19 protein-coding genes are annotated in these 22846 nt (G+C 61.2%); 10 read left to right on the top strand and 9 right to left on the bottom strand.

The annotated features are described in order from the left end of the window. The first annotated feature begins 102 nt into the window (after positions 1–102). The gene (locus ACSBQS_RS23320; protein ID WP_042785488.1) at positions 103–972 is read left to right on the top strand and encodes a phosphoribulokinase; all 870 of its coding nucleotides are present in this window, start codon (positions 103–105) and stop codon (positions 970–972) included. A gap of 38 nt (positions 973–1010) precedes the next feature. On the opposite strand, the gene ACSBQS_RS23315 is transcribed toward ACSBQS_RS23320, so the two are convergent. Beyond that, positions 1011–1418 carry an OsmC family protein gene (locus ACSBQS_RS23315; protein WP_025304517.1) on the bottom strand — a complete coding sequence of 136 codons (408 nt, stop codon included), beginning with the start codon at positions 1416–1418 and terminating at the stop codon, positions 1011–1013. Between the two features lie 382 nt (positions 1419–1800). Here ACSBQS_RS23315 and crp point away from each other — a divergent pair, with 382 nt between their 5' ends. Further along, complete coding sequence (crp, locus tag ACSBQS_RS23310; protein WP_004090925.1) at positions 1801–2433, top strand: cAMP-activated global transcriptional regulator CRP; 633 nt, start codon at positions 1801–1803, stop codon at positions 2431–2433. 50 nt (positions 2434–2483) lie between these two features. Further along, positions 2484–4562 carry a YccS/YhfK family putative transporter gene (locus tag ACSBQS_RS23305; RefSeq protein ID WP_047026485.1) on the top strand — a complete coding sequence of 693 codons (2079 nt, stop codon included), beginning with the start codon at positions 2484–2486 and terminating at the stop codon, positions 4560–4562. A gap of 40 nt (positions 4563–4602) precedes the next feature. Here the strand turns inward: ACSBQS_RS23305 and argD are convergent, their stop codons facing one another. From argD to ppiA, 6 genes are all read right to left on the bottom strand, one after another. Further along, entirely contained in the window at positions 4603–5820 is a 1218-nt protein-coding gene (gene argD / locus ACSBQS_RS23300; RefSeq protein ID WP_197666861.1) for a bifunctional acetylornithine/succinyldiaminopimelate transaminase, read from the bottom strand. Positions 5821–5951: 131 nt separating this feature from the next. Further along, the gene (locus ACSBQS_RS23295) at positions 5952–6527 is read right to left on the bottom strand and encodes an aminodeoxychorismate synthase component II (RefSeq protein ID WP_033645386.1); all 576 of its coding nucleotides are present in this window, start codon (positions 6525–6527) and stop codon (positions 5952–5954) included. 72 nt (positions 6528–6599) lie between these two features. Beyond that, positions 6600–8123, bottom strand: coding sequence for a helicase HerA-like domain-containing protein (locus tag ACSBQS_RS23290; RefSeq protein ID WP_033645261.1), 1524 nt, complete (start codon positions 8121–8123; stop codon positions 6600–6602). 151 nt (positions 8124–8274) lie between these two features. Then, positions 8275–9000, bottom strand: a complete 726-nt coding sequence (gene btsR, locus ACSBQS_RS23285) for a two-component system response regulator BtsR (protein ID WP_047026488.1) — start codon at positions 8998–9000, stop codon at positions 8275–8277. Beyond that, positions 9000–10685, bottom strand: a complete 1686-nt coding sequence (locus tag ACSBQS_RS23280; protein ID WP_004930349.1) for a sensor histidine kinase — start codon at positions 10683–10685, stop codon at positions 9000–9002. Before ACSBQS_RS23280 ends, btsR begins: the two co-directional genes overlap by 1 nt. A 155-nt stretch (positions 10686–10840) precedes the next feature. Continuing rightward, positions 10841–11410, bottom strand: a complete 570-nt coding sequence (ppiA, locus tag ACSBQS_RS23275) for a peptidylprolyl isomerase A (RefSeq protein WP_033636286.1) — start codon at positions 11408–11410, stop codon at positions 10841–10843. A 353-nt stretch (positions 11411–11763) separates the two neighbouring features. Here ppiA and ACSBQS_RS23270 point away from each other — a divergent pair, with 353 nt between their 5' ends. From ACSBQS_RS23270 to tsgA, 4 genes are all read left to right on the top strand, one after another. Further along, a complete protein-coding gene (locus ACSBQS_RS23270) occupies positions 11764–12102 on the top strand; it encodes a PTS lactose/cellobiose transporter subunit IIA (protein WP_025304525.1) in 339 nt (112 codons plus the stop codon). After that, on the top strand, positions 12099–13406 hold the full coding sequence (locus ACSBQS_RS23265; RefSeq protein WP_033645265.1) for a 6-phospho-beta-glucosidase: 1308 nt from the start codon (positions 12099–12101) through the stop codon (positions 13404–13406). Before ACSBQS_RS23270 ends, ACSBQS_RS23265 begins: the two co-directional genes overlap by 4 nt. A gap of 72 nt (positions 13407–13478) precedes the next feature. Next, on the top strand, positions 13479–14459 hold the full coding sequence (locus tag ACSBQS_RS23260) for a LacI family DNA-binding transcriptional regulator (RefSeq protein ID WP_033645266.1): 981 nt from the start codon (positions 13479–13481) through the stop codon (positions 14457–14459). A 191-nt stretch (positions 14460–14650) separates the two neighbouring features. Further along, the gene (tsgA, locus tag ACSBQS_RS23255) at positions 14651–15835 is read left to right on the top strand and encodes an MFS transporter TsgA (protein WP_025304528.1); all 1185 of its coding nucleotides are present in this window, start codon (positions 14651–14653) and stop codon (positions 15833–15835) included. A 54-nt stretch (positions 15836–15889) separates the two neighbouring features. Here tsgA and ACSBQS_RS23250 read toward each other — a convergent pair whose 3' ends face one another. After that, a complete protein-coding gene (locus tag ACSBQS_RS23250; protein ID WP_169539927.1) occupies positions 15890–17170 on the bottom strand; it encodes a cytosine deaminase in 1281 nt (426 codons plus the stop codon). Between the two features lie 290 nt (positions 17171–17460). On the opposite strand from ACSBQS_RS23250, the gene nirB reads away from it, so the two are divergent. Genes nirB through cysG form a run of 3 tightly spaced genes read left to right on the top strand, consistent with a single transcriptional unit; the run spans position 17461 to position 21787 of the window. After that, entirely contained in the window at positions 17461–20010 is a 2550-nt protein-coding gene (gene nirB, locus ACSBQS_RS23245; protein WP_197666860.1) for a nitrite reductase large subunit NirB, read from the top strand. After that, positions 20007–20333: a nitrite reductase small subunit NirD gene (nirD, locus tag ACSBQS_RS23240; RefSeq protein ID WP_033645269.1), complete on the top strand. Its 327-nt coding sequence runs from the start codon at positions 20007–20009 to the stop codon at positions 20331–20333. Before nirB ends, nirD begins: the two co-directional genes overlap by 4 nt. Before the next feature lie 50 nt (positions 20334–20383). Then, on the top strand, positions 20384–21787 hold the full coding sequence (cysG, locus tag ACSBQS_RS23235; RefSeq protein ID WP_197666859.1) for a siroheme synthase CysG: 1404 nt from the start codon (positions 20384–20386) through the stop codon (positions 21785–21787). A 51-nt stretch (positions 21788–21838) separates the two neighbouring features. Here the strand turns inward: cysG and trpS are convergent, their stop codons facing one another. Continuing rightward, the gene (gene trpS, locus ACSBQS_RS23230) at positions 21839–22846 is read right to left on the bottom strand and encodes a tryptophan--tRNA ligase (protein ID WP_004930324.1); all 1008 of its coding nucleotides are present in this window, start codon (positions 22844–22846) and stop codon (positions 21839–21841) included.

Here is a 22846-nt window from a genome sequence, read left to right as displayed (position 1 = left end):
TTGCAAACCAGCGCGCGCCATTTTTTCCTGACATAGAGAGCGTCAACAAGAGCCACAATAATCCCCTGACGCCGGCGCATTCAACACGGAGTGACAACCACCATGTCTGCCAAACATCCCGTTATCGCGGTAACCGGTTCCAGCGGCGCCGGCACCACCACCACCAGCGTGGCGTTCCGCAAAATCTTCCAACAGCTCAACATTCGCGCCGCCGAGCTGGAGGGCGACAGCTTCCACCGCTACACCCGGCCGGAAATGGACGCGGCGATCCGCAAGGCGCGCGATCTGGGCAGACACATCAGTTATTTCGGCCCCGAAGCCAACGACTTCGGCCTGCTGCAGCAGAGCTTTATCGAGTACGGCAAAAACGGCACCGGCCGTTCGCGCAAGTACCTGCACACCTACGACGAAGCGGTGCCCTACAATCAGGTGCCGGGCACCTTCACCCCGTGGGAGCCGCTGCCGGCGCCGACCGACGTGCTGTTCTACGAGGGGCTGCACGGCGGTGTGGTCACCGAGCACCATGACGTGGCCAACCACGTCGATCTGCTGGTCGGCGTGGTGCCGATCGTCAACCTGGAGTGGATACAGAAGCTGATCCGCGATACCGGCGAACGTGGCCACTCCCGCGAGGCGGTGATGGACTCGGTGGTGCGTTCGATGGAAGACTACATCAACTACATCACGCCGCAGTTCTCGCGCACCCACATCAACTTCCAGCGCGTACCGACGGTGGATACTTCCAACCCGTTCGCCGCCAAAGCCATTCCCTCACTGGATGAAAGCTTCGTGGTGATCCACTTCCGCGGGCTGGATCAGATTGACTTCCCCTATTTGCTGGCGATGCTGCAGGGCTCGTTTATCTCGCACATCAATACGTTAGTGGTGCCGGGCGGCAAGATGGGGCTGGCGATGGAGCTGATCATGGCGCCGCTGGTGCAGCGGCTGCTGGAAGGCAAGAAGATCGAATAAGCGCGTTGAGCGCGGCGGCGGGCCGCGCTCCGTCCCGATTACGCCGGCTGGCGGATCTCGAAGCTGTGGGTCACCGTGGCGGCCTTGTTGAGCATCAGCGCCACCGAGCAGTACTTCTCCGCCGACAGGTTCACCGCTCGCTCTACGATTTTGTCGGTCAGATCCTGGCCGGTGACGATGAAGTGCAGGTTGATATGGGTGAACAACCGCGGGGCTTCTGCACGGCGCTCGGAGGTCAGCTTCACCTCGCAGTCGCGCACGTCGTTGCGCCCTTTTTGCAGGATGGACACCACGTCGATCGCGCTGCAGCCACCCACCGACATCAGCACCATCTCCATCGGGCTGGGCGCTTTATCGCCGGCGTTGCCGTCCATCAGCACCTGGTGGCCGGAGGCCGATTCACCCAAAAACGTTAACCCTTCCACCCACTTAACTCTTGCCTGCATTCTGGTCACTCCGGTTGATTTCTTAAAATCAGAGTACGCTTTCGCATAGAAACAGGCAACGTAACCTGATGCTAATCATGCTGAAGCGAGACAACACGAGACACCCGCCTTACTCTGTGCTACAAACAGAGCCGCAATAAATCTTTCCGGGACACTGAATTTCAGGGAAACGCCCAGAGAAAGGCTCCTTTACCGGTATGTTAACAGAATGTAGCTTGCAGCGCTTACGGCAAGTTAATATGCTAGAGCGACAGCGTATTTTTATGACACGCCTCAAAACTTGCCGGTAGCCCTCGCTCATAACTGCGGCTACAGGCGGGTTTTACAGGGAACTCTGACCCCTGTGACACAAGGCAGCGATAACAACAGAGGATAACAGCGAATGGTTCTCGGCAAACCGCAAACAGACCCTACTCTCGAATGGTTCCTGTCTCATTGCCATATCCACAAATATCCATCGAAGAGTACGCTGATTCACCAAGGTGAAAAGGCCGAAACGCTTTACTACATCGTGAAAGGCTCCGTCGCGGTGCTGATCAAGGATGAAGAAGGTAAAGAGATGATCCTGTCCTACCTCAACCAGGGGGATTTCATCGGCGAGCTCGGATTGTTCGAAGAAGGCCAGGAGCGCAGCGCCTGGGTTCGCGCCAAAACCGCCTGTGAAGTGGCCGAAATTTCCTACAAGAAATTCCGCCAGCTGATCCAGGTGAACCCGGACATTCTGATGCGTCTGTCCGCCCAAATGGCGAGCCGCCTGCAGGTCACTTCCGAAAAAGTGGGCAACCTCGCCTTCCTGGACGTCACCGGCCGCATCGCGCAAACCCTGCTGAATCTGGCGAAGCAACCCGACGCCATGACTCACCCGGACGGCATGCAGATCAAGATCACCCGCCAGGAAATCGGCCAGATCGTCGGCTGCTCGCGTGAAACCGTTGGCCGTATTCTGAAAATGCTGGAAGATCAAAACCTGATTTCCGCCCATGGCAAGACCATTGTCGTCTACGGCACCCGTTAATCCCTGAAGAAACGGCGCAATCTGCGCCGTTTTTTTGTCTGCTCTCTGCCATGTGGCGCCGCCTGATTTACCACCCGGAAGTCAACTACGCACTGCGACAAACGCTGGTGTTGTGCCTGCCGGTGCTGTTTGGCCTGCTGATTGGCCAGCTGCAGCTCGGCCTGATGTTCTCTCTGGTGCCCGCCTGCTGCAATATCGCCGGTCTGGACACGCCGCATAGGCGCTTCTTTAAACGGCTGATCGTCGGCGGTGCGCTGTTTGCCCTCAGCAGCCTGCTGCTGCAACAAGCCCTGCTGTGGCACGTGCCGCTGCCGGCGCTGATGCTGGGCCTGGCGCTGCTGCTCGGCGTCACCGGCGAAATCAGCCCGCTGCACGCCCGGCTGTTGCCGGCGGCGCTGGTGGCCGCCATCTTCTCCCTCAGCATGGCCGGCACCGTGCCTCTCTGGCAGGCGCCGCTGCTGTACGCGATCGGCACCGCCTGGTACGGCTTATTCACCTGGTTCTGGTTCCGGCTGTGGAAAGAGCAGCCGATGCGCGAGACGCTGAGCCAGCTCTATCTGGAACTGGCGGACTACTTCGAAGCCAAATACTCGCTGCTGACTCAGCACACCGATCCGCAGACCGCGCTGCCGCCGCTGCTGGTGCGCCAGCAAAAGGTGATGGATCTGATAAGCCTGCTGTACCAACAGCTTAATTTCCTGCCGCACGCCAACAACCTCGATCAAAAGCGTCTGCAACGCGCCTTTCAGGTGGCGATGGATCTGCAGGAGCACATCACCGTCAGCCTGCACTTGCCGGAGGAAGTACAAAAACTGATGGAGCAGAGCCAGGCCGAAGCGATCATTCGCCGCAACGCTCAGGTGATCGCCGGGCGGCTGCGCGTGGTGGCGCACGATATTCTCTACCATCAACATTCGAAGCGCTTTTCCATGACGCACGAACTGGCGGCGCTGGAAAAAATGGCGGCGCAGCATCCCGACAACCCGGTCGGCCAGTTTTGTTACTACCATTTCAGCCGCATTGCCCGCCTGCTGCGCACCCAGCATCCGCTGTACCGCCGCGATTTGATGCCCAGCCAACATCGCCTGCCGTTTTGGCCGGCGTTGGCCAGCTACCTGTCGTTCAAATCCACGGCGCTGCGCAACGCCGCGCGGCTGGGGGTGACGCTGGCAGTCGGCAGCAGCCTGGGGGCGGTATTCAATCTGCCGAAGCCGTACTGGATACTGCTCACCATCATGCTGGTGAGCCAAAACGGCTATAACGCCACCCGGGTGCGCATTCAGCACCGTGCGCTCGGCACGATCGCCGGTCTGTTGCTGGCGGCCGGGCTGTTGCAGCTGCAGTTACCGGAAGCAGAAACACTGAGCATCATGCTGATGATCACGCTGCTGGCCTACCTGGTTTCGCGCAAGAACTACGGGCTGTCGGTGATTGGCTTTACGGTCACTGCGGTTTACACCCTGCAGCTGCTGGCGCTGAACGGCTCGCATTTTTTGGTGCCGCGTCTGATCGATACGCTGATCGGCTGCGTGCTGGCGTTCGGCGGCACCATTTGGCTGTGGCCGCAGTGGCAAAGCGGGCTGCTGCGCAAGAATGCCCATCAGGCGCTGGAAAACGATCAAGCCGCGCTGCGGCTGATGCTGAAGCAACCGGAGCCGGACGCCACCGCGTTGGCCTATGCCCGCATGCAGGTCAACCAGGCGCACAATGCGCTGTTCACTTCGCTCAATCAGGCGATGCAGGAACCGGGGTTCGCCTCGAACTATCTGGCGGACATGCGGCTGTGGGTCACTCACAGCCAGTTCATCGTCGAACACCTGAACGCCATGACCATCCTGGCGCGCGAGCACTACATGCTGACGCCGAAGCTGGCGGAAGCGTATCTGCAAACCTGTGAAATCGCGCTGCAAAGCTGCCAGCAGCGGTTGGAATACGACGGCCCGAGCAGTGACAACAGCGGCATCATGCAGCCGCCGGATCTGCATCCGGAGATGCCCGTCACCGAGATGGAACGTCATTTGCGGCGCATTCTGTCGCACCTGAGCGTCATGCACACCATTTCGTCGCTGGCCTGGCGCCAGCGCCCGCACCACGGCATCTGGCTCAAGCGTAAACTGCGCGATCAATAAGGGCGCGGCATGCCGCGCCCCGTTATTCGCCGCAGGTGCTTCAGGCGCTGATCACATCCTGCACCGCCAGCTCGAACAGCGCCATGCCGGCCTCGATGTCCTGCAGCTCCACCACCAGCGACGGCGCAAAGCGGATCACGTTCGGCCCGGCGTTGAGGATCATCACCCCACGCGCGGCGGCGGCGGTGAGGAAATCGCGCGCTCTGCCGTGATAATGCGGCGTCAGCTCGGCGCCGATCAGCAACCCCATGCCGCGAATGGCGGTGAAAATACCGTATTTATCGCCGATATTCCGCAAAGCCTGCACATACAGCGCATGGCGCTGCTCGATGCCGCTCAGCACCTCCGGCGTATTGATCACATCCAGCGCCGCCTCCGCCACCGCGCAGGCCAGCGGGTTGCCGCCGTAGGTGGTGCCGTGAGTGCCCACCTGCATCACCGACGCAATCTCTTCGATAGTCAGCATGGCGCTCACCGGAAAACCGCCGCCCAGCGCCTTGGCGGTGGTGAGAATGTCCGGCGTCACGCCATAATGCATATAGGCGAACAGCTTGCCGCTGCGCCCCATGCCGCTTTGCACTTCATCGAACACCAGCAGCGCCTGGTGTTGGTCGCACAGTTTGCGCACGCCTTTAAGGAAGTCGGCGTCGACCGGCGTAATGCCGCCCTCGCCCTGAATCGGCTCCATCACCACCGCGCAGGTGTGGTCGTCCATCACCGCTTTCACCGCCGCCAGATCGTTGAACGGCACGTGCACGATGTCGGCCGGCTTCGGCCCGAACCCGTCGGAATATTTGGCCTGCCCGCCCACCGACACGGTGAACAGCGTGCGGCCGTGAAACGCGTTATAGAAGGCGATGATTCTGGTTTTATAGGGGCTGTGGCGGGTGATCGCGTAATGACGCGCCAGTTTGAACGCCGCCTCGTTGGCCTCCGCGCCGGAGTTGGCGAAGAACACCCGATCGGCGAAGGTGGCGTCGATCAGTTTGCTCGCCAGGCGCAGCGCCGGTTCATTGGTAAAGACGTTGCTGGTATGCCACAGGGTTTCCCCCTGACGTTTGAGCGCCTCGACCAGCGCCGGATGGCAGTGCCCCAGCGCCGTCACCGCGATGCCGCCGGAAAAATCGATGTACTCTTTTCCCTGCTGATCCCAGACCCGGCTGCCTTGGCCGCGCACCGGCACAAACTGGGCGGGTGCATAAACAGGCAGGATCACCTGGTCAAAGGTGCTGCGGCTCACTGCGGATTTGTCAGTCATTTTCGGCTCCACCCTGAAGGTTTTTCAGCGCTATCGCGATGTTATAATGAAAATATAATCACGAAATATGCATAAAAAAACACTAAAGCGCAAATGCAAAACGCCTGACGGGCGAAAAAAATGCGAAGGGATTAACGCCTGAGAAAATTGTCCAACAGCTGATGGCCCTGCTCGCTGAGCACGCTTTCCGGGTGGAACTGCACCCCTTCCAGCGCCAGCGTGCGGTGGCGGATGCCCATGATCTCGTCGCGCACGCCGTCGCGTTCGCTCCAGGCAGTCACTTCAAAGCAATCCGGCAGCGTATCGGCTTTCAGCACCAGCGAATGGTAACGCGTCACGGTCAGCGGATCGCTCAGGCCGCGAAACACGCCGACGCCCAGATGGCGAATCGCCGAGGTTTTGCCGTGCATCACCGCGCGGGCGCGCACCACCTCGGCGCCGAACGCCTGCCCCAGCGCCTGGTGCCCCAGGCACACGCCGAGGATCGGCAGCTTGCCGGCGAAATGACGAATGGCGGCCAGCGAGATGCCCGCTTCGTTCGGGGTACAAGGGCCGGGGGAAATCACCAGATGCTGCGGCGCCAGCCGCTCGATATCGGCCAGCTGCAGCTCATCATTGCGCTTCACCACCACCTCGGCGCCCAACTCGCAGAAGTACTGGTAAAGGTTATAGGTAAAGGAGTCGTAGTTATCGATCAGCAGCAGCATGTTAGGTCCGGCAAAGAAAAACGCCGCCATAGTTTACTGATTTAACCCGCCGCTGCCGACGATAATTTCCGCTTACTTTTTACGGCCGCCGGTGATCGAGCCCAGCACGCCGCGCAGGATCTGCCGGCCGAGATCGCGCGCCATGCTCTTGGCAGCGGTCTGGACGATGCCGTCGCGTTTGCCGCCGCGCGGGCCGGTGGAACCGAACAGCAGCTCGTTCAATCCGTCCATCAGGCCGCCGCCCGTCTGTTGCTGCGCTTGCGCCTGCGGTTGCTGCCCCTGCTGCGCAGTGCCGACGGTGGCGAAGCCGCCCGACGACAGCTTCTCGTAGGCGGACTCGCGGTCAATCATGTCTTCATAGCGGCCATACAGCGGCGACTTGTTGATCGCGCTGTTCAGCCCTTCCGCGCCGAGCATGCCCATTTTGGATTCCGGCGCGATGACCATCGCCCGCTCCACCACGTTCGGCCGGCCCTTCTCGTCGAGGAATGACACCAGCGCTTCGCCCACACCCAGCTCGGTGATCGCCGTTTCGGCATCGAAGGCCGGATTGGCGCGCAGGGTTTGCGCCGCCGTTTTCACCGCCTTCTGATCGCGCGGCGTGAAGGCGCGCAGCGCATGCTGTACGCGGTTGCCCAACTGGCCCAGCACGCTGTCCGGGATATCCAGCGGATTCTGGGTGACGAAGTAAATGCCGACGCCTTTGGAGCGGATCAGGCGCACCACCTGTTCGATCTTGGTCAACAGCGCCGCCGGCGCGTCGTTGAACAGCAGGTGCGCTTCATCGAAGAAGAACACCAGCTTCGGCTGTTCAGGGTCGCCCACTTCCGGCAGATGTTCAAACAGCTCGGCCAGCAGCCACAGCAGGAACACTGAATACAGCTTCGGCTGATTGATCAGCTTGTCCGCCGCCAGCAGGTTGATCACGCCATGACCGTTGGCGTCGGTTTTCATCAGATCGTTGATGTCCAGCATCGGCTCGCCGAAGAACTGGTTGGCGCCCTGCTCTTCCAGCGTCAGCAACCCGCGCTGGATGGCGCCGATCGACGCGGCAGAGATGTTGCCGTACTGAGTCTGGAATTGTTTGGCGTTATCGCCGACGAACTGCACCATGGCGCGCAGGTCTTTCATGTCCAACAGCAGCAGCGCATTGTCATCGGCGATTTTGAACACCAGCTGCAGCACGCCGCTTTGCACCTCGTTCAGATCCAACAGGCGCCCCAGCAGCAGCGGCCCGAGATCGGAAATGGTGGCGCGGATCGGATGCCCCTTTTCGCCGTAAATATCCCACGGGATAATGGTGCAGGCCTGCGGCTGCCAGTCGGTGACACCGATCGCCGCCAGGCGCGCCTGCAGCTTCTCGGAAGGCACGCCCTCGGCGCCGATGCCGGACAGATCGCCCTTCACGTCCGACAGGAACACCGGCACGCCGATGCGCGAGAACTGTTCGGCCATTTTTTGCAGCGTCACCGTCTTGCCGGTGCCGGTTGCCCCGGTAATCAACCCGTGGCGGTTGGCCAACGCCGGTAAAATCACCAGATCCTGTTCCGGTTTTCCGTCTTTCATCGCCTTGGCGATAATCCGTGGTTCACTCATTTTCTGTTCCTTTGACGCTGACGCGGCGCGAAACGCGCCTGTTGATGCAATAAAGCTATAAGCGCCGCGTAACCCCGTCAAGGACAAACAAAAAGGGCGCCGTCGGGATGCCCATGATGCCTGTCTTTTCAGAATCCCCCTAAGACCTGCGTCACCCCCGCAGCCCCAGTTGCTCCTTCAGCGCTTTCAAATAGCGCCGGCTGACCGGCACCGGATCGCCGGCGGACATGATCATCTCCGCCGCGCCGCCTTCTTCGAAGCGGATCTCGCGCACCAGCTCCAGGTTGACCAAATACTGCCGATGGCAGCGCACCAGCGGCGTACGGCTTTCCAGCGTGCGCAGCGTCAATTCGGTGAAACACTCCATGCCGTCGCGGCGCACCACGAATACCCCGCTCAGTTTGGAACGGATCGCCAGCACCTCGTCGAACCGCAGCAGATAGATGCGGCTGTGGCCGGTGCAGGGAATGTATTTCAGGTAGCCGGCGCTCTCATCCAGCGCCGTCACGTCCTGCGGCGCACTGCGCTGCCGCAGGCGTTGCAGCGTCTTGCTCAGCCGCTTCGGCTCCGCCGGCTTCAGCAGATAGTCGAAGGCGTGCTCCTCGAACGCCTGCACCGCGTATTCGTCGTAGGCGGTCAGAAACACGATGTGCGGCATCCGATTGGGATCCAGCATGCCGACCATTTCCAGCCCGCTGATGCGCGGCATTTGAATATCGAGAAACACCACATCCGGCTGCAGCCGGTGGATCTGGCTGATGGCTTCGATGGCGTTGGCGCATTCGCCGATGATCGCGATCCCCGCTTCGGCCTCCAGCAGATGGCGCAGGTTGTCGCGCGCGGAAGGCTCATCGTCAACAATCAGTGCGTTTAACATCAGGCGGCCCTCTCCATGGGAACATTGAGCGTAATGCGGGTATAGGCGTCCGGCCGGCAATCCACCTGCACACCATAGCCTTCGCCGTAGCGCACGCGAATGCGTTTATCTACCAGATTCATACCCAGCCCGCTGCAGTTCGGTTTCGGCTGGAACAGCCCGGCGTTGTCCGTCACCTGCAGCAGCAGATGCTCGCCTTCGCAGCAGGCGCCGATTTCGATGCGACCCACGCCCAACAGATGCGAGGTGCCGTGCTTGATGGCGTTCTCGACGATCGGCTGCAGCGAAAACGCCGGCAGCCGCGCCGCCAGCAGCGCCTCGGGCAGCGATACCGCAATCTCCAGCCGATCGGCGAAACGCGCTTTCTCGATCTGCAGGTAGGCGTTCACATGTTCTATCTCGTCCGCCAGGCTGACTTCATCATCCGAGCGCTTGAGGTTTTTGCGAAAGAAGGTCGAAAGGGACTGCACCAAGTCGCAGGCGCGCTCGCCATCACGGCGGATCACCGCCACCAGCGTATTCAACGCATTGAACAGGAAATGCGGGTTGACCTGCGCATGCAACAGCTTGATCTCCGACTGCGCCAACAGCTGCTTGTGGCGCTCGTACTGTCCGGCCATGATCTGCGCCGACAGCAGGCTGGCGATGCCTTCGCCCAGCGTGCGGTTGATGGTGCTGAACAGCTGGCTTTTCGGTTCGTACAGCTTGATGGTGCCGATGACCCGCTGGTTTTCGCCGCGCAGCGGGATCACCAGCGTCGATCCCAGCTTGCAGGCCGGATTGATCGAGCAGCAGTAAGAGAGCTGGTTGCCGTCGGCGTACACCACCTCGTTGTTGTCGATGGCGCGATGCGAATGCACCGAGGCGATCGGCGTCCCCGGCAGGTGGTGATCGTCGCCGATGCCGATAAACGCCAACAGCTTGTCGCGGTCGGTGATCGCCACCGCGCCGATGCCCAGTTCCTGATAAATCACCCGGGCAACCTTCATGCTGTTTTCCTGATCGAAGCCCTGCCGCAGGATACCCTCGGTGCGCTCGGCGATTTTCAGCGCCTTGGAAGAGAAAGCGCTGGTGTATTTCTCGAACATCGCGCGCCGATCCAGCAGGATTTGCATAAACATCGCCGCGCCGACGGTATTGGCGATCATCATCGGCAGCGCGATGTGTTCCACCAGCTGCAACGCCTCGTTGTAAGGGCGCGCCACCGCCAGAATGATCGCCATCTGCAACACTTCCGCCACCAGCGCCACGCCGCCGACGAACAGCGGATTGAACAGCAGTTCGATGCGCCCGCGGCGCATGGCGATGCTGTGTACGATGCCGCCGACCAGGCCTTCCGACACCGTGGAGATCGCGCAGGCGACGTCGGTCATGCCGCCGAGCGTATACCGGTGCAGGCCGCCGGTCAGCCCGACCAGAAAGCCTACCGACGGCCCGCCCAGCAGGCCGCCCAGGACCGCGCCTATCGCGCGGGTATTGGCGATCGAATCCTGAATGTGCAGCCCGAAATAGGTGCCCATGATGCAGAACACCGAGAAGATCACGTAACACAGCAGCTTGTGCGGCAGGCGAATGGTCACCTGCATCAGCGGGATAAACAGCGGGGTTTTGCTCAGCAGATAGGCGATGACGAGATAGACGCACATCTGCTGCAACAGCAACAGCACCTGGTTAAATTCATACATGGCAGCAACTCATCCAGAGACAACAAAGGGCGAACGCCGGATTTCCGGTCTGGTTATTGTCTGCCGATTAGAGCATGGGGCGCGGGAGAAAACAGTGATGAAGGCAAGGCTTCGTGAGGAAGGACGGCCGACCCCGGCGGGATCGGCCAAAAAACTTACGGCAGCACCTTGGCCGACAGAATCACCACCGGTTTGGTCGGCACATTCTGGTAAGGGCCGACGTTGCCGGTCGGCACCTGAGCGATCTTGTCCACGACGTCCATGCCTTTCACCACTTTGCCGAACACGGCGTAGCCGAAGTCACGCTGGCCGTGATCCAGGAAGGCGTTATCGGCCACGTTCAGGAAGAACTGGCTGGTGGCGCTGTCCTTGTCGGCGGTGCGCGCCATCGAAATGGTGCCGCGCAGGTTGCGCAAGCCGTTGTCGGCTTCGTTCTTGATTGGCGCCTTGGTGGATTTCTGCTGCATGTCAGCGGTGAAACCGCCGCCCTGAATCATAAAGCCAGGGATCACACGGTGGAAAATGGTGTTGTTGTAGTACCCGCTGTTCACGTAATCGACGAAATTCTGGGTGGAAACCGGTGCCTTCTGACTGTCGAGCGCCAACTCGATATTCCCTGCCGAGGTGGTCAGCATGACATGGGTTTCACCGGCGGCGAGCGCCGCTGGCGCCATCGCTGTCAGGGAACACAGCGCGACGAAGGTCACTAAAGTACGTTTGAACATTAACGGGTCCTTTCTCTGAGAGACAAACAACGGAAAAGCGCTTTGATTCTAAAGAGCTGTATCGGCAAGTGCCAGCCATTTACCTATATTTACCCAATTACGGGACATATCCTAGGTGGCCCTGAATTTTGCTGCGGAAAGTATGGGCGCAGAAGGCTTTTTTGCCAACCGCGTCACGCATTTTTTGCCCAGCGCCGCCCCGGGGCGTTTTTTGCGATCTACCTCCCAGTTTGCACACCCGTTGCCGTTACCCTATATAAATGAGAGCGCTCTCATTATAAAAAGAACGGATACTGAGGTATCCCACGGCGGCGTCGCCGCGCAACCCCTGGAGAAATGACGTGAGTGAATTGATGACTGAAGTCAGCCCCGAGTTTGAAAGCACCATCATGGAACTGCTGGTGTTCTCCGGCAGCGCGCGCAGTAATGCGTTGATGGCGTTGCGGCAAGCGCGCGCCGGTGACTTCGCCGCCGCGGCCAAACACATGGTCGAATCCAAAGAGTGGGTGAAGAAGGCGCACCTGATCCAGACCGAGCTGATCGGCCTGGACGAAGGCTGCGGCAAGCTGGCGATCAACCTGATCACGGTACATGCGCAGGATCATCTGATGAACGCCATGGTGATCCAGGATCTGGCCGACGACATGATCGAGCTCTATCGCCGTCAGTCGCAAACGGAGGGCCGCTCATGAGCACGCTCAAAATCGCGGTGATTGGCGGTGGCAGCAGCTACACTCCCGAACTGGTCGATGGGCTGATCCAACGCATCGATGAGCTGCCGGTCACCGAACTGGCGCTGGTGGACGTCGAGCCAGGCCGCCAAAAAGTGGAAACCATCGCCGCCCTGACCCGCCGCATGCTGGCGCGCCACGGGCTGGAACAGGTGAAGGTCAGCGTGCACTTCGCGCTGGACGAAGCGATTCGCGGCGCCGCTTTCGTGCTGACCCAGTTCCGCGTCGGGCAACTGCCGGCGCGCGCCGCCGACGAACGGCTGGGCCTCAAATATCAGCTGCTCGGCCAGGAGACCACCGGCGTCGGCGGCTTCGCCAAAGCGCTGCGCACCATTCCGGTAATGCTGGATATCGCCCGTCGGGTGGAAAAGCTGGCGCCGGACGCCTGGATCATCAACTTCACCAACCCGGCCGGCATCGTCACCGAGGCGGTGTCCCGCTTTACCAAAGCGAAGATCATCGGCCTGTGCAACGTACCGATCAGCATGCATCACATGATCGCCAACATGCTGCAGGCGCCTTACGCCGACGTGCAGCTGCGGTTCGCCGGTTTGAACCACATGGTCTGGGTGCATCAGGTCACGCAGCAGGGGCGCGACGTCACCGGCAACGTGATCGACATGCTGTGCGACGGCGCGGCGCTGACCATGAACAACATCAAGGAAGAGCCCTGGCAGCCGGACTTCCTGCGCGCGCTCGGCGCCATCCCCTGCCCGTACCACCGCTATTTTTACCAGACCCGCGAGATGCTGGCGGAAGAGATGGCCGCCGCCGGCGAGCGCGGCACCCGCGCCGAGCAGGTGATGCAGGTAGAAAAAGAGCTGTTCGAGCTGTATGCCGATCCGCAGTTGAACAGTAAGCCGGAGCAGCTCAGCTTCCGCGGCGGTTCTTTCTATTCCGAAGTTGCGCTGGAGCTGATCCGTGCTATCCATAATAATCTCGGCACGCAATTAGTGGTCAACACCGCAAACCGCGGCGCAATCCATGGCCTGCCGGACGATGCTGTGATAGAAATCAACTGTATCGTCGATGCTCAGGGCGCGCATCCGCTGACCTTCGGCCCGCTGTCGGAACCGATGCAGGCGCTGACGCAGCAGGTGAAAGCCTACGAACGCCTGACCATCGAGGCCGCGGTGCACGGCGATCGCCGCAGCGGCTTGCTGGCGCTGATCGCCAACCCGCTGGTGGGCAACGCCAATCTGGCGCAGCCGTTGCTGGACGAGGTGTTGACGATAAACGCGCCGTATTTGCCGCAGTTCAGGTAAGCACCTGCGCGCGGTATGACAGGGGTTCGGCGCGCCGAACCCATTTTTTTAGCCGTAATCAGGAGTTGGACGATGGTGACACTGGAAGATGTCGCGGCGCTGGCGGGCGTATCGCGCGCCACCGTATCGCGGGTAGTGAACGGCGACAGCAACGTCAAAGCGCCGACCCGCGAGAAGGTTGAGCGCGCCGTCGCCCAGCTCGGTTACACCCCCAACCCGGCGGCCCGCGCGCTCGCCTCCAGCCATAGCAATACCCTCGGGTTGGTCACCACGTCGTATCGCGGCGGCTTCTTCGGCGCGCTGATGGACTTCGTGCAAACCGAGGCCGAATCCCACGGCAAGCAGCTGCTGGTGACCCAGGGCCGCAACAGCGCCGAAAACGAATGGCAGGCGGTGCAGCGGCTGTTCAGCCTGCGCTGCGACGGCGTGATCCTGCACGTGCGTTTTCTCAGCGACGATCGGCTGCGCCAGCTGGCGGCGGAGCAACGTCATTTCGTGTTGCTCGATCGTCTGGTGCCGGGGCTGGAAGACCGCTGCGTCACCTTCGATCATCCGCTCGCCAGCCGCATGGCGACCCAGCAACTGCTCGACGCCGGACACCGGCGCATCGCCTGCATCAGCGGGCCGCGCGAGCGGCCGTCGAGCCGCCTGCGGCTGCAAGGGTTTGAAGAGGCGATGCAGGCGGCGAATATCGAGCCGGTGGCCTGTCTGGAGGGCGTTTACGATCTGGAAAGCGGTTACCGCTGCGCCGATCGCCTGTTGCGGCAGGCCGCGCCGCCCAGCGCCATCTACTGCTGCAACGAAGAGATGGCGATCGGCGCCCTGCTGGCGATCAACGAGCACCGCCTGCGGGTGCCGCAGGATATCTCCTTGATCTGCTACGACAGCGGCGAACGCGCGCCCTTCGTCCGCCCGGCGTTGAGCAGCGTACACTTTCCCATCAGCGAGATGGCGCAATACGCGGCGCGCAGGTTGATCGATCCCGCCACCCCGACGCACCGTTTTGAGCCGACGATCATCAACCGTGATTCCATTGTGACGGTACGCAAATAGATCACAATAATGCGTATCATCCCTTCATGGGTTGCATCAAAAAATCGACAGCCATCACAAAAAATCCCGTTGTCTGTGCTAGGATCCGCCCCCTGGTGGCCTGAACGGGACTTTTTTCTGCGTTTGCCAGGAAAAGCCAGCGGCCTTATGCCAGTTTTAAAACCTCTAACAGACATATTCAGGCCTATATAATGAATGACAGTAACCGCATACGGCTTACCTGGATCAGCTTCTTTTCGTACGCGCTGACCGGTGCTTTAGTGATCGTCACAGGGATGGTGATGGGAAACATTGCAGAGTACTTTAATCTGCCGGTTTCCAGCATGAGTAACACCTTTACTTTCCTCAACGCCGGCATTTTGATTTCGATCTTCCTCAATGCCTGGCTGATGGAAATCATCCCGCTGAAGCGTCAGCTGATCTTCGGCTTTGTCCTGATGGTGCTGGCGGTGGCAGGGCTGATGCTCGGCAAGAGCCTGACCATGTTCTCGCTGTGCATGTTTATCCTTGGCGTGGTTAGCGGCATCACCATGTCGATCGGCACCTTCCTGATCACCCACATGTATGCCGGCCGCCAGCGCGGTTCACGCCTGTTGTTCACCGATTCCTTCTTCAGCATGGCCGGGATGATTTTCCCAATCGTCGCCGCCATGCTGCTGGCTCGCCATATCGGCTGGTACTGGGTTTATGCCTGCATCGGCCTGCTGTACGTGGGGATCTTCGTGCTGACCCTGTGCTCCGACTTCCCGGTGCTGGGCAAGAAAGGCGCCGACGCCGGTCAACCGGTCGAGAAAGAAAAATGGGGCATCGGCGTGCTGTTCCTGTCGATCGCCGCGCTGTGCTACATCCTTGGCCAGCTGGGCTTCATTCAGTGGGTGCCTGAGTACGCCACCAAGTCGTTCAACATGGACATCGGCCAGGCCGGTAAGCTGGTGAGCGACTTCTGGACCTCATACATGGTCGGCATGTGGGTGTTCAGCTTCATCCTGCGCTTCTTCGATCTGCAGCGCATCGTTACCGTGCTGGCCGCGCTGGCCACCGGCGCGATGTACCTGTTCGTCAGCACCGACAATCCGGAGCACCTGGGCTACTACATCATGGCCCTGGGCTTCGTTTCCAGCGCCATCTACACCACGCTGATCACCCTCGGCTCGCTGCAGACCAAGGTCTCCTCGCCGAAGCTGGTCAACTTTATCCTGACCTGCGGCACCATCGGCACCATGCTGACCTTCGTGGTCACCGGCCCGATCGTGGCGAAAGGCGGGGCGCACGCGGCGCTGACCACCGCCAACGGCCTGTACCTGGCGGTGTTCGTGATGTGTCTGCTGCTGGGCTTCGTGACCAAGCACCGCAGCCACGGTCACGTAACGCACTGATTTCTTCGCATCAAATACATCAAGGGCGCCCGCAAGGCGCCCTTTTTTTGCGCCTTAGCGCCGAAAATCCACCGTCTCATCCTGCTGCAGATGCAGCGTGGTTTCCGCCGGCCGCGTTTCGGCGATCACCGCGCCCTGGCGAATCGAATAACGCACCGGCGTCTGGCGGCGCACCGCGTCGAAACCGCTTTCCGCCGGCAGGATCACCAGGTTGGCGCTGTTGCCGGCCGCCAGGCCGTAGTCGCTCAGGTTAAGAGTGCGCGCGCTGTGGCTGGTGATCAGCTTCAGCCCGTCGTCGATTTGGCCATAGCCCATCAGCTGGCACACGTGCAGCCCCATATGCAGCACCTGCAGCATGTTGGCGGTGCCGAGCGGATACCAGGGATCGAACACATCGTCGTGGCCGAAGCAGACGTTGATCTCCGCCTCCAGCATCTCCTTCACCCGCGTCACGCCGCGCCGTTTTGGGTAGCTGTCGAAACGCCCCTGCAGGTGAATGTTCACCAGCGGGTTGGCGACGAAGTTGATGCCGGACATTTTCAGCAGGCGGAACAGCCGCGAGGCGTAAGCGCCGTTGTAAGAGTGCATCGCCGTGGTGTGGCTGGCGGTGACTTTCTCCCCCATCTCCAGCTTCAGCGCCAGCGCCGCCACGGTCTCGACGAAACGCGATTGCTCATCGTCAATTTCATCGCAGTGCACGTCCACCAGCCGATCGTATTTTTGCGCCAGCGCGAATGCCTTGTGCAGCGACTCCACGCCGTACTCGCGGGTGAACTCGAAATGCGGAATGGCGCCCACCACGTCGGCTCCCAGCCGCAGCGCTTCTTCCAGCAATGCTTCGCCGTTGGGATAGGAAAGGATCCCCTCCTGCGGGAAGGCGACGATCTGCAGCGTTACCCAGGGCGCCACCTCCTGCTTAACTTCCAGCATGGCGCGCAGTGCGGTCAGCGTGGGATCGGAAACGTCGACGTGGGTGCGCACATACTGCACGCCGTTGGCGATCTGCCACTTGAGCGTTTGCCAGGCGCGTTGCTTGACGTCTTCATGGGTCAACAAGGCTTTGCGTTCTGCCCAGCGCTCAATCCCCTCAAACAGCGTGCCGGACTGGTTCCAGGCCGGCTGGCCGGCGGTTTGGGTGGTATCCAGATGAATATGGGGTTCGACGAATGCCGGCAGCGCCAGCCCGCCCTGCGCATCCAGCACGTCGCTGCGCCACTCCTGCCCTTCCGGCTGCGGCACCAGATGCGCAATGCGCCCCTGTTCTATCGCCAGTTGCCACAATCCTTCATGCCCGCTTAAACGCAGGTTGTCGATAAACTTCAATGGACGTTTCACCACCCTTCACCTCTGCCGTTGCGCTGGTTTTCTTCATCATACTGGCAGCGGATCGCGCTGACAAAGTCGCCGTTGCATGCCGGCCTGCGCGTCTACTCCCAGCGGGGTAGTTGGTGTGCGACCTGACTCGCTTCAGCTAAAGGTGAATAAAATCCGCAACTTATCAAAAAACGTGGAAAATCATTCATATACCACGTTGTGGGTATATAAAGGCGCGATTGATTTGCATCAATAAATTGCCCCTCGGGAGGGATAAGGTAAGCCTAGGAAACCCGAATTTTGAGGCAATAATGAGCAGAGTCAAACTTGCCGTGATCGGCAATGGCATGGTCGGCCACCGGTTCATCGAAGATCTGTTGGATAAAGCAGACAAAGACCTATTCGACATCACCGTGTTTTGCGAAGAGCCGCGCATCGCTTACGATCGCGTGCATCTCTCTTCCTATTTCTCGCACCATACCGCCGAAGAGCTGTCGCTGGTGCGCGAAGGCTTTTACGAAAAGCACGGCGTGAAGGTGCTGATCGGCGAACGCGCCATCACCATCAATCGCGACGAGAAAGTCATCCACTCCAATACCGGACGCACCGTCTATTACGACAAGCTGATCATGGCCACCGGCTCCTATCCGTGGATCCCGCCGATTAAAGGCTCGGATAGCCAGGACTGCTTCGTTTACCGCACCATCGAAGACCTGAACGCCATTGAAGCCTGCGCGCGCCGCAGCAAACGCGGCGCGGTGGTCGGCGGCGGGCTGTTGGGGCTGGAAGCCGCCGGCGCGCTGAAAAGCCTGGGGGTGGAAACGCACGTGATCGAGTTCGCTCCGGTGCTGATGGCCGAACAGCTCGACCCGATGGGCGGTGACCAGCTGCGCCGCAAGATCGAGCGCATGGGCGTCAAGGTACACACCGGGAAAAACACCCAGGAGATCGTCAACGGCGGCGGCACGGCGCGCAAAACCCTGCATTTCGCCGACGGCAGCCTGCTGGAAGTGGATTTCATCGTTTTCTCCACCGGCATCCGCGCCCAGGACAAGCTGGCGCGTCAATGCGGACTGGAGATCGGCCGCCGCGGCGGCATCGCCATCAACGACTGCTGCCAGACATCGGATCCGGACGTGTACGCCATCGGTGAGTGCGCCGCCTGGTGCGATCGCACCTTCGGCCTGGTGGCGCCGGGTTACAAAATGGCGCAGGTGGCCGCCGATCACCTGCTGGGCCGCGAAAACGGCTTCCAGGGTGCCGACATGAGCGCCAAACTGAAACTGCTGGGCGTAGACGTCGGCGGCATCGGCGATGCCCACGGCCGCACCGAGGGCGCCCGCAGCTACGTTTATCTGGATGAGAGCAAAGAGGTCTACAAACGCATCGTGGTCAGCGCCGACAACAAAACCCTGCTCGGCGCAGTGTTGGTCGGCGATACCAGCGATTACGGCAACCTGCTGCAGCTGGCGCTGAACGGCATCGCGCTGCCGGAAAACCCGGACGGCCTGATCCTGCCGGCCCATGCGGGCAGCAAGCCGGCCATCGGCGTGGATTCGCTGCCGGAAAGCGCGCAGATTTGCTCCTGCTTCGACGTCAGCAAAGGCGACATCATCCGGGCAGTCAACCAAGGCTGTCACACCGTGGCGGCGCTGAAAGCCGAAACCAAGGCCGGCACCGGCTGCGGCGGCTGCATCCCGCTGCTCACCCAGGTGTTGAACGCCGAGCTGAGCAAGCAAGGCATCGAGGTCAACCACCACCTGTGCGAACACTTCGCCTATTCACGCCAGGAGCTGTTCCACCTGATCCGCGTCGAAGGCATCAAGTCGTTCGAGGCGTTATTGGCCAAATACGGCAAAGGCTACGGCTGCGAAGTCTGCAAACCGACCGTCGGCTCGCTGCTGGCCTCGTGCTGGAACGAATACATCCTCAAACCGCAGCACACGCCGCTGCAGGATACCAACGACAACTTCCTCGGCAATATCCAGAAAGACGGCACTTACTCGGTGATACCGCGCTCCGCCGGCGGCGAAATCACCCCGGACGGCCTGCTGGCCATCGGACAGATCGCCAAGGAGTACAATCTTTACACCAAAATGACCGGCTCGCAGCGCATCGGCATGTTCGGCGCGCAGAAAGACGACCTGCCGGCCATCTGGCGCAAGCTGCTCGCCGCCGGCTTTGAAACCGGGCACGCATACGCCAAGGCGCTGCGCATGGCGAAAACCTGCGTCGGCAGCACCTGGTGCCGCTATGGCGTCGGCGACAGCGTCGGTTTCGGCGTCACGCTGGAACATCGCTACAAAGGCATCCGCACCCCGCACAAAATGAAATTCGGCGTCTCGGGCTGTACCCGGGAATGCGCCGAAGCGCAGGGCAAGGACGTCGGCATCATCGCCACCGAAAACGGCTGGAACCTGTATGTTTGCGGCAACGGCGGCATGAAACCGCGCCACGCCGACCTGCTGGCCGCCGATCTCGATAGCGAGACCCTGGTGCGCTACCTTGACCGTTTCATGATGTTCTATATCCGCACCGCCGATAAGCTGCAGCGCACCTCGGTATGGCTGGAGAGCCTGGAAGGCGGCATCGATTACCTGCGCAAGGTGATCGTTGACGACAAGCTCGGCATCAACGAGCAGCTGGAAGCGGATATCGCCCGCCTGCGCGAGGCGGTGATCTGCGAGTGGAAAGAAACCGTCGAGCACCCGGAAACGCAGCTGCGCTTCGCCCACTTCATCAACAGCCCGCTGCGCGATCCGAACGTGCAGGTGGTGGCCGAACGTGACCAACACCGCCCGGCGCGCCCTGAAGAGCGCATTGCCGTCACCCTGATCGACACCGAGGAGAGCCAAGCATGAGCCAGTGGATTACCGTTTGCCCCATCGCCGACATCCTGCCCGGCACCGGCGTGTGCGCCCTGATCGGCGATCGGCAGGTGGCGGTGTTCCGCCCCTATGCCGACGAACAGGTGTTCGCCATCAGCAATATCGACCCGTTCGCCCAGGCCAGCGTGCTGTCGCGCGGGCTAATCGCCGAGCATCAGGGGGAGTTGTGGGTCGCCAGCCCGCTGAAGAAACAGCGTTTCCGCCTGTACGATGGCCACTGCCTGGAAGATGACAGCCGCTCCGTCGCCAGCTTCACCAGCCGGGTGGTCGACGGCATCGTGCAAGTCGCGGCATAACCTTTCGGGGGCGCATCCCGCCCCCACGCCGATAACCCCGAGGAATGCCGATGGACTACCTGCCGATTTTCTGCCAACTGCAACACAAAGCCTGCCTGCTGGTCGGCGGCGGCGAAATCGCCGAACGCAAGGCGCGCCTGCTGCTGGACGCCGGCGCGGCGCTGACCGTCAACGCCCTGGCCTTCAGCCCGCAGTTCCACCAGTGGGCGGCAGAAGGCCTGTTGACGCTGGCCGAGGGCGAATTCAGCCCGGCCCTGCTGACGGAAAAATGGTTGGTGATCGCCGCCACTGACCGGCTGGAGGTCAACGCGCGGGTGTACCAGTGCGCCAACCAGCAGCGGGTGTTCTGCAACGTGGTCGATGACCCAAAACGCGCCAGCTTTATCATGCCGTCGATCATCGATCGCTCGCCGATCGTAGTGGCGGTGTCCTCCGGCGGCAAAGCGCCGGTGTTGGCGCGGTTGCTGCGCGAGAAGCTGGAAGCGCTGCTGCCGCAACACCTCGGCAAGCTGGCGCAGCTCGGCGGATCGCTGCGTCAACGGGTGAAACAGCGCTTCAGCAGCCTCGGCGCGCGCCGCCGCTTCTGGGAGCGGCTGTTCGCTCACGATCGGCTGGCGCAATCGCTGGCCAATGACGACGCGGCTCTGGCCGAACGCCAGCTCGAACAGCTGTTCAGCGAACGGCCGGAGGATCGCGGTGAAGTGGTGCTGGTGGGCGCCGGGCCGGGCGATGCCGGCCTGCTGACGCTGAAAGGGCTGCAACAGATCCAGCAGGCCGACGTGGTGGTTTACGACCGGCTGGTCTCCGAAGAGATCATGACGCTGGTTCGTCGCGACGCCGAGCGCATCTTCGTTGGCAAACGCGCCGGCCATCACTGCGTGCCGCAGGAGCAGATCAACCACATCCTGCTGCAGCAAGCGCGGCAAGGCAAACGCGTGGTGCGCCTGAAGGGCGGCGATCCCTTTATCTTCGGCCGCGGCGGCGAAGAGCTGGAAACGCTGGCGGACGCCAACGTACCGTTCTCGGTGGTGCCGGGCATCACCGCCGCCTCCGGCTGTTCCGCCTACAGCGGCATCCCGCTCACCCACCGCGACCACGCGCAGAGCGTGCGTCTGGTGACTGGCCACGCCAAGGCCGACGGTGGATTGGACTGGGCGACGCTGGCCGCCGGGCAACAGACGCTGGTGTTCTATATGGGGCTGTCGCAGGCGGCGGAGATCCAGCGCCGGCTGATCGCGAACGGACTGCCGGCCGCCACGCCGGTGGCGCTGGTGGAAAACGGCACTTCCTGTCGCCAGCGGGTGATCGAAGGCGAGCTTGGCCAACTGGGCGCCTTGTCCCTGCAGGCCGCCAGCCCCAGCCTGATCATCGTCGGCAGCGTGGTCAGCCTGCGCAGCAAGCTCAATTGGTTCGCCAGCGAGGCCCCGCCCGCCGGCCTGGCCCGAATGGCGTGATACCGACGTAAAAAAAGCGGCCCAAGGCCGCTTTTTTTATTTGCGCCGGCGTTACGCCTGCGGCGGTACGAAACCGACGGCCTGATAAACCTTCGCCAGGGTTTCCTGCGCGCGTGCGCGAGCCTTGGCGGCGCCGTCGCGCATCACCTGCTGCAGGTAGGCTTCGTCGTTGCGGAAGCGGTGGTAACGCTCCTGCAGCTCAGCCAGCATACCGGAGACGGCTTCCGCCACCGCGCCTTTCAGGTGGCCGTACATTTGGCCTTCGAACTCGGCTTCCAGCTGCGCGATGCTCTTGCCGGTGACACCGGCGAGGATGTCCAACAGGTTGGAGACGCCCGCCTTGTTGACCACGTCGTAACGCACGACAGGCGGCTCTTCCGAGTCGGTCATTGCGCGTTTGATCTTTTTGGTCACCGCTTTCGGATCTTCCAGCAGGCCGATCACGTTGTTGCGGTTATCGTCCGACTTGGACATCTTCTTGGTCGGTTCCTGCAGCGACATCACGCGTGCGCCGGATTTAGGAATAAACGGCTCCGGCACTTTGAACACATCGCCGTACAGCGCGTTGAAACGCTGGCCCACGTCGCGGCTCAGTTCCAGGTGTTGTTTCTGGTCTTCGCCCACCGGCACCTGATTGGTTTGATACAGCAGGATGTCCGCCGCCATCAGCACCGGATAGCTGAACAGCCCGGCGTTGATGTTCTCCGCGTAGCGTGCGGATTTGTCTTTGAACTGCGTCATGCGGCTCAGTTCGCCGAAATAGGTGTAGCAGTTCAGCACCCAGCTCAGCTGCGTGTGCTCAGGCACGTGCGACTGCACAAAGATGGTGCTTTTTTCCGGATCGATACCGCAGGCCAGATACAGCGCCAGCGTATCCAGCGTGGCTTTGCGCAGCTTTTCGGCGTCTTGGCGCACGGTGATGGCATGCAGATCGACGATGCAGTAGATGCAGTCGTAGTCGTCCTGCATCTGCACCCACTGACGCAGCGCACCCATGTAGTTGCCGATGGTCAGTTCGCCGGACGGCTGCGCGCCGCTAAATACGATGGGCTTACTCAT

Origin of the sequence: Serratia sp. H402Y (assembly GCF_051172415.1) — a bacterium.
GTDB lineage: Bacteria > Pseudomonadota > Gammaproteobacteria > Enterobacterales > Enterobacteriaceae > Serratia > Serratia ureilytica.
Note: the sequence above shows the minus strand (reverse complement) of the source record. Positions and strands in the feature narration are given on the sequence as shown.

Excerpts from the sequence above, each read along its gene's own strand:
- ACSBQS_RS23320 (WP_042785488.1), top strand. The coding sequence starts at position 103 with ATGTCTGCCAAACATCCCGTTATCGCGGTAACCGGTTCCAGCGGCGCC.
- ACSBQS_RS23315 (WP_025304517.1), bottom strand. The coding sequence starts at position 1,418 with ATGCAGGCAAGAGTTAAGTGGGTGGAAGGGTTAACGTTTTTGGGTGAA.
- crp (WP_004090925.1), top strand. The coding sequence starts at position 1,801 with ATGGTTCTCGGCAAACCGCAAACAGACCCTACTCTCGAATGGTTCCTG.
- ACSBQS_RS23305 (WP_047026485.1), top strand. The coding sequence starts at position 2,484 with ATGTGGCGCCGCCTGATTTACCACCCGGAAGTCAACTACGCACTGCGA.
- argD (WP_197666861.1), bottom strand. The coding sequence starts at position 5,820 with ATGACTGACAAATCCGCAGTGAGCCGCAGCACCTTTGACCAGGTGATC.
- ACSBQS_RS23295 (WP_033645386.1), bottom strand. The coding sequence starts at position 6,527 with ATGCTGCTGCTGATCGATAACTACGACTCCTTTACCTATAACCTTTAC.
- ACSBQS_RS23290 (WP_033645261.1), bottom strand. The coding sequence starts at position 8,123 with ATGAGTGAACCACGGATTATCGCCAAGGCGATGAAAGACGGAAAACCG.
- btsR (WP_047026488.1), bottom strand. The coding sequence starts at position 9,000 with ATGTTAAACGCACTGATTGTTGACGATGAGCCTTCCGCGCGCGACAAC.
- ACSBQS_RS23280 (WP_004930349.1), bottom strand. The coding sequence starts at position 10,685 with ATGTATGAATTTAACCAGGTGCTGTTGCTGTTGCAGCAGATGTGCGTC.
- ppiA (WP_033636286.1), bottom strand. The coding sequence starts at position 11,410 with ATGTTCAAACGTACTTTAGTGACCTTCGTCGCGCTGTGTTCCCTGACA.
- ACSBQS_RS23270 (WP_025304525.1), top strand. The coding sequence starts at position 11,764 with ATGACTGAAGTCAGCCCCGAGTTTGAAAGCACCATCATGGAACTGCTG.
- ACSBQS_RS23265 (WP_033645265.1), top strand. The coding sequence starts at position 12,099 with ATGAGCACGCTCAAAATCGCGGTGATTGGCGGTGGCAGCAGCTACACT.
- ACSBQS_RS23260 (WP_033645266.1), top strand. The coding sequence starts at position 13,479 with ATGGTGACACTGGAAGATGTCGCGGCGCTGGCGGGCGTATCGCGCGCC.
- tsgA (WP_025304528.1), top strand. The coding sequence starts at position 14,651 with ATGAATGACAGTAACCGCATACGGCTTACCTGGATCAGCTTCTTTTCG.
- nirB (WP_197666860.1), top strand. The coding sequence starts at position 17,461 with ATGAGCAGAGTCAAACTTGCCGTGATCGGCAATGGCATGGTCGGCCAC.
- nirD (WP_033645269.1), top strand. The coding sequence starts at position 20,007 with ATGAGCCAGTGGATTACCGTTTGCCCCATCGCCGACATCCTGCCCGGC.
- cysG (WP_197666859.1), top strand. The coding sequence starts at position 20,384 with ATGGACTACCTGCCGATTTTCTGCCAACTGCAACACAAAGCCTGCCTG.
- trpS (WP_004930324.1), bottom strand. The coding sequence starts at position 22,846 with ATGAGTAAGCCCATCGTATTTAGCGGCGCGCAGCCGTCCGGCGAACTG.